Origin of the sequence: Spirulina subsalsa CS-330, from assembly GCF_028330765.1 — a bacterium.
GTDB lineage: Bacteria > Cyanobacteriota > Cyanobacteriia > Cyanobacteriales > Spirulinaceae > Spirulina > Spirulina subsalsa_A.
Map to the genome: position 1 here is coordinate 1 of NZ_JAQMTY010000132.1, position 16,082 is coordinate 16,082.

The 16,082-nt window shown below is 50.1% G+C and carries 10 protein-coding genes; 6 read left to right on the forward strand and 4 right to left on the reverse strand.

Translation table 11 applies throughout. The features are described from left to right. Positions 1 to 190: 190 nt before the first annotated feature. Positions 191 to 3,142 carry an ATP-binding protein gene (locus PN477_RS08790; protein WP_272117732.1) on the reverse strand — a complete coding sequence of 984 codons (2,952 nt, stop codon included), beginning with the start codon at positions 3,140 to 3,142 and terminating at the stop codon, positions 191 to 193. A gap of 538 nt (positions 3,143 to 3,680) precedes the next feature. Between PN477_RS08790 and PN477_RS08795 the strand changes: the two genes are divergently transcribed. Next, complete coding sequence (locus PN477_RS08795) at positions 3,681 to 4,676, forward strand: Npun_R2821/Npun_R2822 family protein (protein WP_272117733.1); 996 nt, start codon at positions 3,681 to 3,683, stop codon at positions 4,674 to 4,676. Positions 4,677 to 4,735: 59 nt separating this feature from the next. Beyond that, positions 4,736 to 5,656 carry an Npun_R2821/Npun_R2822 family protein gene (locus PN477_RS08800; RefSeq protein ID WP_272117734.1) on the forward strand — a complete coding sequence of 307 codons (921 nt, stop codon included), beginning with the start codon at positions 4,736 to 4,738 and terminating at the stop codon, positions 5,654 to 5,656. A gap of 160 nt (positions 5,657 to 5,816) precedes the next feature. On the opposite strand, the gene PN477_RS08805 is transcribed toward PN477_RS08800, so the two are convergent. Next, positions 5,817 to 8,237 carry an ATP-binding cassette domain-containing protein gene (locus PN477_RS08805; RefSeq protein ID WP_272117735.1) on the reverse strand — a complete coding sequence of 807 codons (2,421 nt, stop codon included), beginning with the start codon at positions 8,235 to 8,237 and terminating at the stop codon, positions 5,817 to 5,819. Between the two features lie 165 nt (positions 8,238 to 8,402). On the opposite strand from PN477_RS08805, the gene PN477_RS08810 reads away from it, so the two are divergent. From PN477_RS08810 to PN477_RS08820, 3 genes are all read left to right on the forward strand, one after another. After that, positions 8,403 to 9,965, forward strand: coding sequence for a serine/threonine-protein kinase (locus PN477_RS08810; RefSeq protein ID WP_272117736.1), 1,563 nt, complete (start codon positions 8,403 to 8,405; stop codon positions 9,963 to 9,965). Positions 9,966 to 10,071: 106 nt separating this feature from the next. Further along, entirely contained in the window at positions 10,072 to 11,781 is a 1,710-nt protein-coding gene (locus PN477_RS08815; protein WP_272117737.1) for a protein kinase domain-containing protein, read from the forward strand. An 11-nt stretch (positions 11,782 to 11,792) separates the two neighbouring features. Continuing rightward, the gene (locus PN477_RS08820; RefSeq protein ID WP_272117738.1) at positions 11,793 to 13,304 is read left to right on the forward strand and encodes a serine hydrolase; all 1,512 of its coding nucleotides are present in this window, start codon (positions 11,793 to 11,795) and stop codon (positions 13,302 to 13,304) included. Between the two features lie 215 nt (positions 13,305 to 13,519). Here the strand turns inward: PN477_RS08820 and rpe are convergent, their stop codons facing one another. Next, entirely contained in the window at positions 13,520 to 14,221 is a 702-nt protein-coding gene (gene rpe, locus PN477_RS08825; protein ID WP_272117739.1) for a ribulose-phosphate 3-epimerase, read from the reverse strand. Positions 14,222 to 14,369: 148 nt separating this feature from the next. Between rpe and PN477_RS08830 the strand changes: the two genes are divergently transcribed. Then, positions 14,370 to 14,993, forward strand: coding sequence for a LysE family translocator (locus PN477_RS08830; RefSeq protein WP_272117740.1), 624 nt, complete (start codon positions 14,370 to 14,372; stop codon positions 14,991 to 14,993). Here the strand turns inward: PN477_RS08830 and PN477_RS08835 are convergent. Further along, positions 14,974 to 15,822, reverse strand: a complete 849-nt coding sequence (locus tag PN477_RS08835) for a metal ABC transporter permease (protein ID WP_272117741.1) — start codon at positions 15,820 to 15,822, stop codon at positions 14,974 to 14,976. The genes PN477_RS08830 and PN477_RS08835 overlap by 20 nt on opposite strands. Between the last annotated feature and the right edge of the window lie 260 nt (positions 15,823 to 16,082).

A 16,082-nucleotide genomic window follows, 5' to 3' on the forward strand; every position in this document is an offset into this window, starting at 1 on the left:
CAATTAAAGGACTCGCTGTCGCTCGATTTGTTTGTTGGTGCAAATTCATCTCGCCACTAAAAGGCATGTCCGCCGTTACCTTCGGTAACTCTACTCGGACTCGCTTTATAGTGGGAGTCTTCTTTGCACATTTAAGATAAATGCCTGCTCTGACCCGCCCAAGATCAGGCGGGTGTGGGCGATCGCACCCTTAGGACGCGGCCAGTTCTGACGATTGCAGCGCCTGGGGTTGGGCGGTGTTTTGGGGATGGGTGGGAATTTCAATCACAAAGGTGGTTCCTTGGCCGGGTTCAGATTGACACCAGAGGTGGCCACAATGTTTTTCGACGACAATTTGATAACTGATCGAGAGTCCGAGACCGGTGCCTTTGCCCACGCCCTTGGTGGTAAAAAAGGCATTGAACAGTTGATCCTGGATCGCGCTGGGAATGCCGACACCGTTATCGCTGATTTCGATGCGAATCCAGTGGGGGTCGATGACTTGGGTGGTAATTGTGATCGTCTGGGGGTTTTTGGCGAGATCGGCATAGGTGCGATCGCCCTGGGTTTCTTCAAAGGCATCGAGGGCATTGGCGAAAAGATTCATAAACACCTGATTCATCTGCCCGGCGTAGCATTCCACCTGCGGCAATGAGCCATAGTTGCGCACCACGGCAATGGCGGGACGGTCGGCGGTGGCTTTGAGGCGATTCCCCAAAATCATCAGGGTGCTGTCGATGCCTTCATGAATATTCACCGGCTTACAGTCGGATTCATCCACCCGTGAGAAAACCCGCAGCGAGAGGACGATCTGACGGATGCGATCGGTTCCCACTTGCATCGAGGTTAAGAGCTTGGGCAGGTCGTCTTGGATAAAGTCTAATTCGATGGAGTCGATCAGGTCAGCAATGGCGGGGCTGCCTTGGGGAAATTCCTGTTGATAGAGGTCGATCAGTTCGAGGAGATCGGAAACATAGGTGTGGGCGTGGCTGATGTTGCCGTGGATGAAGTTCACCGGGTTGTTGATTTCGTGGGCGACCCCGGCCACGAGTTGCCCCAGGCTGGACATTTTTTCCGTTTGCACCAGTTGCCCCTGGGCCCGCTGGAGGGTGCGGAGGGCTTCGGAGAGTTCGGCGGTGCGCTGTTCAACGCGCATTTCGAGATCGTGGGTGAGCTTTTGGAGTTGGGCTTGGGCGGTTTGGCGATCGTGAATTTCGCCCTGGAGTTGTTCGTTTTGCTTGTCTAATTCCGCTTCGGCCAGTTCCCGACTTTCCTCACTCAACACCAGCCACCAAGCCCCCATCCCCGCCACCACCAGCAGCAGCACAAAGGTATTCCCAAACGCTTGCCCCAAGCTGGCTTCTGGATTGGGGGCGACAAAGACATAGACCAACCCCATGATCGTCCCGATACTGCCACCGAGGAGGGTGAAAATCCCCACAAAGCGCACAATCCGCACCCCAAGCTGAGGATGGAGCTTGCCCCGAAACATGATCTCTGCAATCCGGTGAATCCAGTTCGTATAACCGTGATCGGGAGTTTTGCAAGCATCGTGGCAATGGGCATCGAGGCTACAACAGAGCGAACAGATCGGCCCATCGTACACCGGACAAAAGGCCGTATCCGCGACCTCGTAGGCTTGACTGCAAATGCTGCATTCCAGCAGAGCATCGGAAACGGTGTTGAGGCGGATTGTGTTTTCGCGGGCGATGTAGTAGCGGCCTTTGGTGAGCCAGGCGATGATCGGCGCGAGGGTGAAGGCGATGCCCAAGGCGAGGAAGGGGGCGAAGGCGCGGGCGAAGGGGCCGAACACGCCCACAAAGGCAAGGATGGAAATCAGGGAGGCGATCGCTGTGGAGCCAAAGCCGACGGGGTTGATGTTGTAGAGGTAGGCCCGTTTGAATTCGATATAGGAGGGGCTGAGTTTGAGGGGTTTATTGATCACCAGATCCGCCACAAGAGCGCCCACCCAAGCGATCGCTACGTTGGAATACAGCCCTAAAACCGCCTCTAGGGTGGAAAACACGCCCAATTCCATCAACATCAGCGCGATCGCCACATTGAACACCAACCACACCACCCGCCCCGGATGGGAATGGGTCAAGCGCGAGAAAAAATTCGACCAGGCTAACGACCCCGCGTAGGCATTGGTGACATTAATTTTAATTTGGGACACAATCACAAACACCGTGCCCACCGTCAGCACCACCGCCGGATTGTCGAACATATAGTGAAACCCAGCCAGGTACATTTGGATCGGCTCTTTGGCTTGGGCGATCGCAATCCCCTGAGAAATCGCCAAGGTCGCGAGAAACGCCCCGCCCAACTGCTTCGCCACCCCCAAGACAATCCAACCGGGCCCCGCTGTAATCACCGCCAGCCACCACTGCACCCGGTTCTTTTCCTCCTGATCCGGCAAAAACCGGAGATAATCCACCTGCTCCCCCAACTGCGCAATCAACGAAAACGACACCGTCGCCGCTGCCCCAAACAAGAGCGGATCAAACCCCGCCCCACTGGGAGAATTGCCCGCAAAATGCACCCATTGGGTCAGAGCATCGGGTTCTTTCGCCAACACAAATCCGTAGGGCGCGATCATCAAAAATAACCACAGCGGTTGCGTCCACAACTGCAATTGATTAATCAGCGTCACCCCATAAAAAACGAGGGGAATAATAATAACTGAACAGAGAATATATCCCAACCATAATGGCAGCCCAAAATACAACTGAATCGCCTGGGACATGATCGCCGCTTCGAGGGCAAAAAAGATAAAAGTAAACGACGCATAAATCAGCGAGGTAATCGTCGAGCCGATATAGCCAAACCCCGCCCCCCGCGTCAGTAAATCCATGTCAATGTTGTATTTCGCCGCGTAATAGGCAATGGGAATTCCCGCCAAAAAGATCAACGCACCAACGACAAGAATCGCCCAAAATGAATTGGCAAAGCCATAATTAATCGCCAAAGATCCGCCGATCGCTTCGAGGGCGAGAAATGAAATCCCCCCCAATGCTGTATTGGCGACTAAGAGTTCCGACCATTTCCGAAAAGATTTCGGGGCATAGCGGAGGGAGTAGTCTTCTAGGGTTTCATTGGCGACCCAAGTATTGTAGTCGCGTCGTTCTTTGACAATCCGACGGGTGGACGATGCGGTGTTCATACTCTAAAAAAAAGAATGATTGGAGTATTGTGTAGCAAAGTATACTAATTCATTTTGCTAATAGGGAAATGACTGTACCCTATGATAGTTCAAGAATTCAAAATCACCATTGTAGGATTTCACAAACACTTGAATCATTCCTTAACTATTTTGTTTCTGGATGGTGCAGCCGATTCAGAAATAATCGGATCGGCGGATCGGCCTTCAACGTCCCTCGCCTGCGTTGGGGAGAGGATTTTAGGGTGGGGGCAAGATGCTCGCACGACAGAAGAGGGTGCATCCTACTTTTGCAGATTCATATTGCTCGCCAGGTAGAACCCTCATCCCCAGCCCTTCTCCTGCGGGAGAAGGGAGCCAAAAGCCCTCTCCTGCGGGAGAGGGTTGGGTGAGGGGTTGCACAACTGGGATGCACCCACAGAAGATGGATTTTGATGGAGCCTGTTGGGGTTCACGATGACTCAACCGACGAAATGCACGTCTCCCGATCAGGGCAGATTCTCTCGCGTACACTGAAAACTGTACGCCACCCGAAATTACCATGACTGACGGGATTTACACCTTGGCCAATGATGCGGTTTTAGATCAATTGATCGCATTTCTCAATAGTGTGGAAGCCAACGCGGGCGACTATCCCGTTGCGGTGTTCGCCTACGACGACAACACAGCACAAGTGGCGGCGGAAATTGCCCGCCGTCCTAACGTGACCCTCTTGGATGATCCGGCGTTGTTCGAGGCATGGGAAACGTTTTCGTTGGCGGTGTGGCAGACCCATCCGACGGCGTTGGCGCAGTGGCGACAGCAGGGTATTAACGGGGTGCGGCGCTTGGGGGCGAATCATCGCTATGCGGCGTTTGATCGGGCAGCCCCGTTTGAGCGGTTTATTTATTTTGATGCGGATGTGGTGGTGTTGCGATCGCTAGCGTTCATTTTCCAACAGTTGGATCATAGCGATACGGTGATTTACGATTTTCAATTTAAAGATCCTACCCATATCTACACCGTTGAATCACCAAAATTAACGGAACTGTTCAGCCCGGAGCGGTTGGGCTATGAGATTTTTTGTTCGGGCTTTTTTGCGTCCCATCGCGGCTTTTTTGCTGCCGAGGAACGAGCCTGGATTATCGAGCAATTAGCCACGGGAGAGGCGGAGGTGCTCTATCCCCGCGCCCCGAATCAGTCGCTTTTGAATTACATGATGATGCGATCGCGCAAATCGATCTACAATTTTGCACGGGAATTGCCCGCCGACCAAAGTACAGGTTGTGCCGTGACTTCAACCCATTTTGAGGAGCGCGATCGCCTCGTGTTTGATCAGGGCAATTGCCTCACGTTTTTACATTACATCGGCGTGGGTGCATCGACGTTTGCGCGTCTTTGTGCCGGGGAAAATCTCGCCTGTCCCTATCGTGAAACGTTCCTCACCTATCGCTTCCTCCACTCTCCCGAACAACGCCCCCAATTTCGCGGCAAACCCAAACCCCTCAACCCGCCCCCCAATTTCCTAAAACGAGTCGCCCACAAACTCGGCTGGTGAGCGATCGCACCGTTTAAATTCTGCCTTCTGCCTTCATCCTTCATCCTTTAAACGTCCCCATGCGCGGCATTTATATTACAGCCAACGATAAATTCACAGAGCAAGCGATCGCGCTCCTCAACAGTATTCGCCACTACGATCCCGATGTGCCGATTACCCTGATTCCCTATGACGAAAACTATCACGAGGTGGCCGATCTTTTGAGCGCACAGTATGGCGTGAAGGTCTATGCTGATCTCGCCTTTATTGAGCGGCTATCACAAAAACTCTATGACAGTTTTGGGACGGGATTTTTTGCCCGGCCCAATCAATTTCGGAAACAAGCCTGTTGGTTTGGCGAGTATGATGAATTTCTTTACATTGATACGGATATTGTTGTTTTTGAACCCATTGCCCAAAATTTAGACGCGCTGCAAACCTACGATTTTCTCTGTTGTGACTATCAACATCGGGGCGGCATTGGCAATGTATTTACGTCACAGATCTTTGCCGATGGGGTGCTGGCGGAGAGCGATCGCGCCAGTCTTTTCAATGGCGGTTGGTGGGCCGCGAAAAAGAATCTCCTCTCGGAACAGGATCTTTACGACACCTTTGCCGAATGTGCCGCCCATCCGGACTATTTCGACTTTTCGCAAAAAACCTCCGACCAGCCAATCATCAACTACATGATCCTCAAGCGTGTCCCCCCAGACCGCCGCTTTAACCTCGTCAATCGTCCCGGCGGTGCGCCCGGCAGTTGGGCAGGAAGCTCCCAATTTGTCCCCCTGGGTGATGATGCCCTCGCCGATCCCAACTGCAACGGTCAACGGTTGCAATACCTCCACTGGGCGGGGATTCGCATCACCCCCGGCTGTCCCTATTGGCGGATTTGGAAACATTACCGCTATCTCCACAGCGATGAAATCCCCGCCGATCCTCCCCCACCGCCGCCACCCTCGTGGCTTGAGCAAGTCAAACGCCGAGTTCGCCGCTTGTTTTAGGGGTGAGGGTTTGGCGACCAAACCCCGACGAGAGATCCAAGTCACCGAATCACGTAGGGGCATGGTCTCCATGCCCTGGGTTTTATGGTCTCCATGCCCTCTTTATGGTCTCCATGCCCTGGGTTTTGAAGCCTCACAAAAAAGGAGCGCGATCGCCAGATTAGAGAATATCTTTTTGCTTTTGTACGCCTGCGGTAATCGCCAAATAGACGAAACTATGGGCTAACAATAGACCCCAATTCAGAACTAAATTTTCCCACGTGGGATCATAGGTAGACGTAGGTTCAAAGGGTTGGGGGATAAAGCTGCCGTCGGGTAATTGAGTTGGCGTAGGGACAAGACTATTGACATCAACAAGCGAGGCGTAAGCTCCAATAGACCAGCGACTGAGCATTAACCAAGAGAGGACTTTTCCAGCTCCATCCATATCAAATAAGACACCAGCAAAAACAATCTGGGGCACAAGAAGGAGGGGAAGGGCACTATTCGCTTGAGAACCATTTTTCGAGAAAGCAGACACCATTAACCCTAAACACATGGCGGTGTAAAGTGTGAGAAAGCTGGTGATTCCAATCCCGATAGACCAAGGTAGTTGGCTTGGTTCAGGGGCGGTGAATCCCCAGATAATCGCGATGGTCATCAACAGCGTCTGGACAACACCCAAACCGATGAAAATGACACTTTTTGATCCCAGATAGGCGAGTAGCCCCAGATTTACGAGTCTTTCTCGCGTATAAATAGCGGCTTCCTTGACGATTTCTTGCAGGCTACTGGCAATACCCACCCAAATTCCTGCACAGGTGAAGACAAATAAGACGCGCAAGGCTAAAGAAGCAAGGGTGGGGTTGTCTGCTTCTCCCAGTACGAAGGGGGCTTGATCCCCTAGTGCAAGGGTAATCAGGCCAATGGCAATGGGAGCGGTGAACAGGGCTAATCCCAAGTTGACATGATCGCGCAGCAAAAGTTGACTGAGTCGTTGACTGAGAAGCGTTAATTGGTCAAGGGGCGATCGCTTAACTTGCTGGGGAGGTGTGTTACCCAAAGCCGTCCGGCTTTCCTCATTAAGTTGGGAGCCAATGTAACGATGATAGTCTGATGATTGTTTGTACCGTTGGACCGTTTGCTCAATGCGTTGCTCTCGCATCTGTTCCTGTTGTCCAGCATCCGGGCAGTCTAAAGCATCGAGATGGGTATATAAATCTGCAAATTCACAGGGGCGATCGTGGGGTGGAATATCAGCAAAGAACGCAAGGGCATCATCGGGTGAGCCAAAATAGCAGAGTCGCCCCCCTCGGCCCATAAAGACAACGCGATCGCACAGACGAATACTATTCGTTGCATGGGTCACCAGAATAACTGTACGCCCCTCATTCGCCAGCTTTCGCAAGAGATGCATCATCTTCTGATCCAGCCCCGGATCAAGGCCCGATGTTGGTTCATCCAAAAAGAACAGCTTCGGATCAGCCAGCAATTCCACACCAATACTGACCCGTTTACGCTGTCCTCCACTCAGTTTTTTGACCAACGTATCCTTTTGGTTGACCATTTCAATTTGCATCAGGGTCTTACTCACCACCTGGCGGATATCCGCATCCGACGGTAACCGTAAACGAGCAGCATAGGAAAGCACCTCTAAAACAGTCAAATCTCGATGAATGATGTCATCTTGAGGCACATAACCAATCTCAGTACGGTAGATATTAAAGTTCTTGCGGAGGTCTTCGCCATTGAGCAACACAAACCCAGATGTGGTCGGACTCGTTCCCAACAATGTAGTCATCAACGTACTTTTACCCGCTCCACTGCCCCCCACCAGGGCAACAAACTGACCCGGCTCAATCGCCAAAGACACCTCATTTAAGATGCGACGGCGTGTTCCTTTTTCATCTTGAACCTCCCGTGTCAAATGGTAAGCATCTAAACGAATGCTACTCCCACTGTCGGCTAACACCACCTGATCTCCCTGGCGGCGCAACAAATATGGCCCTAGCCGAATCACACTATTGTCCGGCAGAATGGCGGTCTTGTTGACCCGAACACCATTAATGAATATGCCGTTTGTGCTGTGGTCATGCACCACATACCGACCTTTGGCATCTTGCTCAATGACTGCATGGCGGCGTGAAATACTTGGAGCATCTAAACAGAGTTGGGCTTGGGAATCACGGCCAATCACGATCGCCTGATGCTGGAGTGAAAGGCTATTCCCGGCCAATCCGCCAGTCGTGGGTTGGCCAGGGCCGTCGTAGGTTAACGTGATCAGGTTTTTCGGGTTTTGACCCACCTGAATCACCATCCCTGGCTGAAGACAATAGCCCTGGGGATAATAGTCTGGGGTGATCCGGCGATGTTGAATAAACAAACCTGTCGAACTAGGCTTTTGACCATCTCCATCCAAAATGAAATAGTGGTCTCCCTGTTGACGCAAGCGGGCATGACAACGGGACAGAACGGACCAATCAGGCGGCACAACCAAATCAGCCCAACTGGGGTCACGACCTAAACGGTGTTCAGTTTGGGTCAATGCCATGGAGAGAGTTTGACCTTGATTATTCAGGATTAATGTGGGAGTTTTACGCATTACCAACTAATCAGGATGACACAACGATTTCGCTTGGTTGTAGCATGTTTTTTCCATAACTATAGAAAAACTTAATACAAAAGACTTTTAAATCTGCACTGAAGCCGAGAATTTTTGCTCTAATTGAACCAGTCGTTGAGTTTACATTCACCTTGTATGGAAAATATGCTGAGTAATCGTTATCGCTTGGTGCGGCCTCTCGGTCAAGGCGGTTTTGGGGCGACATATCTTGCTGAAGATCAGCAAATGCCTTCTCAGCGGCGGTGTGTGGTTAAGCAGCTTCAACCTCAAACGACGAATTCTCAAGATATTCAGCTTATCCAAAATCGCTTTGGTCGAGAGGCTACTATCCTTGAAGAAGTTGGTAAAGGTCATGCGCAAATTCCAGATTTATATGCCTTTTTTGTGGAAGCGGGGCAGTTTTATCTAGTGCAGGAGTGGATTGAGGGGGTGACGTTGCTGGCCCATGTTCAACAACAGGGAGTTTGGCCCGATAGTCGAGTGCGATCGCTCCTCACCTCCTTGCTGCCCGTCCTGAGCTATATCCACAACAAAGGCGTGATTCATCGGGATATTAAGCCTGACAATATCATGCTGCGAGCCAGCGACCAAACGCCCATTCTCATTGACTTCGGCGCAGTGCGAGAAACCATGGGTACTGCCCTGAACTCCGCCGGAAAGAGTACCAGTTCGATTATTATCGGTACACCGGGTTTCATGCCCCAAGAACAAGCCGTAGGCCGTCCGGTCTTCTCCAGCGACCTTTTTGGCCTAGGGCTGACTGCTGTGTTTCTCCTGACGGGGAAGTATCCTATGGAACTCGTCACTGATCCGATGACCGGCGAAATTATTTGGCGGGAGTTTGCGCCCTTGGTTAGCCCGACCCTCGCGGATATTATTGACATGGCGATTCGCTCCCATAGCCGCGATCGCTTCAACACCGCCACCGCCATGCTCACGGCCCTCCAAGGGAGCGGAATCCCCCCGACCTCCATGTCCGTCCCCCCATCCACCATTGCCTCCCCTACCCCCGTGGGTTTCAATCCACAACATTCAACCGTGGTTGTGGCTCCTGGTCCAGTCTCCACCGCAACGCCCACATCTACGCCCAATAGTGGCGGGTTTTCAGACTGGCAGAAAATGATCATCACCGGCAGTGTGATGGGGGTCTTTGTTTTGGGCGCGATCGCGATCGCTCAACTGCCCCAACGCAACACAGACGAGCCAGACAAAACAACAGAAACCACCCCGGAACCCTCAACCCCTTCCACCCAATCATCACCCGACATACCAACCACAAGCACCAATTCCACCCCCAATTCACCACCGACTGCCACACCACAACAGCCCACTATCGTTGTTCAACCTGATCCCCCTCAACCCGCCCCCCCAATCATCGAACGGCCTTCGCCCGCCAAATTTATTAGAGAACACTATACACTCCTCAACCAACGCCAGTACGACACAACCTATCAACGACTCTCCAGCAACTTCCAATCCAAAAGTAACGGCTATGCAGAATACGTGAATTGGTGGAATAAAGTTGCTCGGATCAATATTGGTGCTGTTCAAACACTCGAGGCGAATGCCAACGAAGCTGTAGTGAACGCTGAGCTGCAATACATCATGAAAGCCGGTAAACCGTTTAATGATGATAAATCCCGAATTTATCTGACGTGGAATGAGGCTCAACAGTCATGGTTAATCAACGACAAAACCGCACCTTAGCAAGTTAAGAATTGTAAGCATCGATCAAAATTTTGCATAATTGAATGGGTTAAAACCAGATAAAACGGTAGCTCGTCTTGTATCTAACGTCCCTAGCAAAATCAAAATGACAGACAACCTGCTTGGCAATCGCTATCACATCATTCGTCCCCTTGGCAGTGGTGGCTTCGGCGATACCTATCTTGCCGAAGACCAGCATAGTCCTGCCCGACGGCGATGTGTGGTGAAAAAATTGCGCCCCATCAGTCATGAACCGCAAATGTATCAGATGGTCAAAGACCGTTTTGATCGGGAAGCCGCAATCCTTGAAGACCTTGGGCATGGGCATTCACAAATCCCTGCTCTTTATGCCTACTTTGAGCAAGAGGGCTTATTTTATCTGGTTGAAGAATGGGTCGAAGGCTCAACGCTAACAGAAGTTGTGAGCCAACATGGCCCCCAAAGTGAAAGCACAGTCAAAGAAATACTCACTCGGCTCCTGCCCATCCTCGACTATGTCCATGGCAAACGCATGGTACATCGAGACATCAAACCCGACAACATTATTTTGCGAGTGGGGGATCAGCAACCTGTCCTGATTGACTTTGGTGCAGTTAAGGAGACCATGGGCAGCACGATCACAGCCTCAGGCAATAGTACTCGCTCCATCGTAGTCGGCACACCAGGATTTATGCCCAGTGAGCAAAGTGCTGGTCGCCCAGTCTTTGCCAGTGATTTGTATAGTTTGGGTTTAACAGCCGTATATCTGCTCACCGGGAAAGCCCCCCAAGAACTTGCCACAAACCCAGCAACCGGTGAAATTAGCTGGCGACAATATGCACCCATGCTCAGTCCAACCTTAGGGAACATCATTGAGCAAGCCATTCAAATACACCCCCGCGATCGTTTTACCACAGCCACCGCCATGTTAGCTGCGATTCAAGGTGTGAGCGTCAACCCTAGTCCCGGCATCATTCCTTCAACCGTGATGTCTATGCCCACTCCATCTGTAGCCACCCCCCCTACCCATCAACCGCTCACAGTAATCGCTGCTTCACCGCCCCCCTCCACACCAGTCACCCAACCCCAAAATGGGAGTGCCCTTTCAGAATGGCAAAAAGCAGCGATTACAGGCAGCATAGTGGGTATTTTCGTGGTTTTAGCCATTGTTCTCACCCAATCTCCCAATTTATTTGCTTCAAAAAATACAGATGAGGAACCTAGTTCCGAGACAAATTCTGAGACCGTTGAGCCAGAATTAGAATTAGCCAATACAGAGGAAACCCAATCCGAAAGCTCTCAACCTGACGTGATAGAAACACAAGAAGCACCTTCAACTGCTCCCAATAATTCTCCACCGAGCACAACACCAGCATCTTCCTCTAACCTGACGAATAATCCAGTTCCTCAGCAACCTACACTGTCCCAAGACGAAGCATTACAACTCGTGAATAATTGGCAAAGTTATAAACGCCGCTTATTTGCTCCACCCTATGATCGTTCCCAAGGGTCTCAACTCTTGACAGGTTCTGCCTATGGCAAAAATATTCGCCGCTCTGATGGTCAGCAAAGCTCCGTAGATTGGCTAAGGTCTAACAATGCCCATTATGAATATGGTGTGCAGAAAATCGATCGAGTCGAGAACCTTGTCGGTGATGAAAACTATGCAAGCTTCACTGTAGTTCTGACGGAACAACGAACACTTTACGTCAATGGAAAACGCAGCAATGATGAAAATTCTGGACTAGAAACCTTACGTGTCAACTATTCGCTACAACGTGATGGTGGACGATGGAAAATTGCCGATTATCAAACAGAAACCTTATCACACCAATAAGACTGTAAGCCATGTCTGATCCATACAACGCCCAAGATCCTAAAATTCCAAAGCCATATAAATCATCATCTTCAGATATGCAGAATGATGATGTAATCCAACATCCAAAAGCTCATCAAAAGGGATCAACCCAATTTCAAAATCCAGGAACTTATCTTCAAAATTCACCGCAAACATCAAAGCAAAATCAAAGCCCATCTCGTCCTTCAAAGCCCTTGCCTGAAATAAACGAGCATAGCTATAAGGAAATATTTGAAGATAGCTATTGCTTTGTACCTTTGATGGAAAAACTGGTCAATTTTTTTAAAAATAAACATCGCTTCTTGATTATCACCATTCCTACAGTTATGGGAGGTGTAGCATGGGCTGGGATTCAAGTATTATCTCCATCGATAGAACAAGTTGAGGAATCGCCTGTAACTGTATCTGAGCATGCATCATCACCCAATCCACCGAATCTCATACCGCCGACTCCTCCCACTATGGAGATCACACAACCGTCTCCTTTACCATCAGTAGAATCCAGTACTCCTAATGGGATGGTTTTAACACCAGAAAATACTGCTAATATTAACACTTCTGATTTTTTGATCCGTCACCAGCAAGACCCCAACTTACAGAGAATTATTAATGAAGTTTTAAATCTTGTTGCTCAAAAAAACTTGTCAACCCAACACCTTTCTGTCACATTGCTGGATCTCAATACTGAAAAATATGCGGGCTATCAAAGTAGCCAATTGCACTTTCCTGCCAGTGTGGTCAAGTTATTTTGGATGGCTGTTATCTTTAGCAAAATTGAACAAGAAGGCGTTGATCAAGTAAGCCGAAGCTATCAAGAACAATTCTCTATTGATTTGGGAAAAGATTTAGACAAGCTCATTAAAGAGTCAGATAACGAAGCAGGCAGCCGTATTGTTGACTTTTTGACTGGGGCTAGTTCTGGAGAGAGTTTACCAAGGAAAGACTTAGAGGAATGGATCAAAAAACGATATTTTCTCAATGACTTTTTCATAGAGCAAGGATATGGTCCAATCAATATCAGTCAAAAAACTTTTCCAATTCCATATTTGAAATATCTAGATGGCCCTGAAGGGAGAGACACTCAAATTCGACAAAATGATACGAATCCGTCTGTGCCAATACGTAATCAAATTACAGCAGAACAAGCAACTCGATTACTGTATGAAATCATGAAGGGCAATGTGGGCGGTGCAAATAATTCTGGAATGATCTATCGTCTCCATCGAGATTTAACAACAGATTGGCGAAAAATCGATCCAAATTTAGGACATTTCAACCCAGTACAAGCTTTTTTTGGAGAAGGTTTAGCTGCTATTAATCCAAATATTCAAATTTACTCTAAGGCGGGTTGGACTTCTCAAACTCGTCAAGAGGTTGCTTATATCAATGATGGACGGAAGCAATATATCTTGACTGTTTTTGCTGAAGATAAATCATTTTCCGAAGATGAGCAGATATTTCCTGCGATCGCTCGATATGTTCATGAGCAAATGCCACAATGATCGCAAGAGCAATACTCCGGACACTTTTTGAGATGGGGGCTAAACCCCTTATTCTATTGTTGGCATTTAGCTCCATCGACGAAGCTGAGATAATCATTCTGCCGTTAGAAATTTAAAACTGTCCGAATGTAGTGCCAGGCTGAAAAAAAAGGAGCGCGATCGCGCTCCTCTTCATTTTGTTTAGAGTGATGTCCTGTGGTGAAGTCCGTTAAACCCTAGGCGGTGACGAGTTCCGGGGTTCCTGCTGGGCGCTTGCTGTTGCGCACCCCTTCAATAGCTGCCGCATAATCCGGAGCCTTGAAGACCGCAGAACCGGCAACGATCGCATTCGCCCCCGCTTCGAGCACCTGCCAGGTGTTGTTCGGCTTCAGACCGCCATCCACTTCAATCCAGGGGTCAAGACCGCGCTCATCGCACATTTTGCGCAGGTCGCGAATTTTCGGCAACACCGCAGGAATGAAGCTCTGACCGCCAAACCCAGGGTTGACGCTCATGATCAGCACCAAATCGCAGAGTTCGAGAACGTGCTCAATCAAGACCAACGGCGTGGAAGGATTCAACACCACACCGGCTTGCTTACCCAATTCGCGGATTTGGCCGAGGGTGCGGTGGAGGTGGGGCGAGGCGTTGTGCTCGGCGTGGACGGAAATAATATCCGCGCCCGCTTTGGCGAAGTCAGCCACATATTTTTCCGGCTCGACAATCATCAAATGCACATCCAACGGCTTTTCGGTGTGGGGGCGCACCGCTTCCACGATCAGCGGGCCAATCGTAATATTGGGGACGAACCGACCATCCATGACATCAACATGAATCCAGTCAGCGCCAGCCGCATCAACGGCGCGGATTTCCTCGCCGAGACGGCCAAAGTCAGCGGACAGAATGGACGGGGAAACAACAGTGTGTTTTTGAGTCATGGTGTGGCTCTTCCTCTTAGTGATGGTGCAAATCTTTGGTATCTAGAGTAACAAAATTTAACGATTTTTCATAAAGAATTTATATACTCAGAGCATTACACGATAACGCTGCACTGTCACCCGCCCGACTCCACCCCCTGCGATCGCCATGACTCTCCTTGATAGCCTCGCCTTCATGACAATCATGCTCACCCTAGCGGCAATTCCCAGCACGAGCGTTGCGCTGGTGGTGACTCGTGCAGCGGCATCTGGTTTGTGGCATGGTGTCGCGGTGACGGTGGGGATTGTGGTGGGGGATTTGACGTTGGCATTGCTGGCGATTTTAGGGTTAACGGCACTGGCGGAACTGATGGGAACTTTTTTTCTGCTGATTCGCTATGCTGCCGGATTGTATCTGATCGTCTTGGGGATTCAGTTGATTCGCAGTCGCAATCAAGGGATGCCGATGAGCGATCGCGATCGCTCCCCCGTAGGACTTTTCGGCAGTGTTGTAACGGGGTTATTGGTGACGTTGGGGGATGTGAAAGCGATTTTTTTCTATGCTAGTTTATTTCCGACATTTCTAGACCTGGCGGCCTTAAATTATGGCGAAATTTTGACGGTATTGGCCATCATTGTGGCGACAGTGGGGGGCGTGAAATTGACCTATGCGATTGTGGCGCGAAAAGTGGCGGCGATCGCGCTCCGGTTTCCCCTCGCCAAACCGGCAAAAACCACATCGGGCATTGTCATGATCGGGTCTGGAGCCCATCTTATCGTGAGTGGCCGGTGAGCAGACCTTGACTGGGGCTAAAGAGAAAGGCGAGGAAAAAGAGACCCGTGGCCACCAGCACGATCGCAGGCCCAGAGGGGAGGTTATAAAAGTAACTTAAATACATACCGCTAATGCTCGAAAAAATGCCCACCCCGACCCCCAAAAACATCATGTGATGGAGGCGAGTGACGAGGAGATAAGCCGTTGCAGGCGGGGTAATTAACAAGGCCAAAACCATGATCACCCCGACGGCTTTGAGGCTGGCAACAATGGTCATGCCGATGAGCACCATGAGGCTAAAGTCGAGGAATTGCACAGGCAAACCGACGGCTTGAGCACCCAATTTATCAAAGGTATAAAAGAGCAATTCTTTATAAAGCAACACAACGCTAATAATCACTAAAATCGCAATGATCAGGGTATCGCGTACATCGGCACTGGTTACGCCAAGGATATTACCGAATAGGAAGTGATTAAGGTCGATTTTGTTGGTTTTTTGAATCAGGGTAATCAGGGTGATACCGAGGGCGAAAAAGGCGGACAGGACGATCCCCATGGCGGCATCTTCTTTGATTTGCGATCGCGTCCGAATCAAATTAATTAACACGGTACTGAGTATCCCGGCAATGAAGGCCCCGATAAACAAATTCACCCCTAACCAAAAGGCGATCGCTAACCCCGGCAAGACGGAATGACTAATCGCATCCCCCAGCAGGGCTAACCGCTGCACCATCAAGTAACTGCCAACGATCGCGCAGATAATTCCGACAATCACCGCCACAATTAGCGATCGCTGCATAAATCCATAGGTGAGTGGGAGCCAAAGCGCTTCAAAAAACGGTTGCATAAATTGGATATTTCCTAGGGTGAATCATGCCCGCCCGATCAGAAGAGGAGTGATTGTTGAGGGTTGGGTAATGGAGGGCGATCGCATCACGGTTAATGCGAATTTAAGGCGAAATGATTGGGTGCATCCCACTTTTGCAGATTCATATTGCTCGCCAGGTAGAACCCTCATCCCCAGCCCTTCTCCCGCAGGAGAAGGGAGTCAAAAGCCCTCTCCTGCGGGAGAGGGTTGGGTGAGGGGTTGCACAACTGGGATGCACC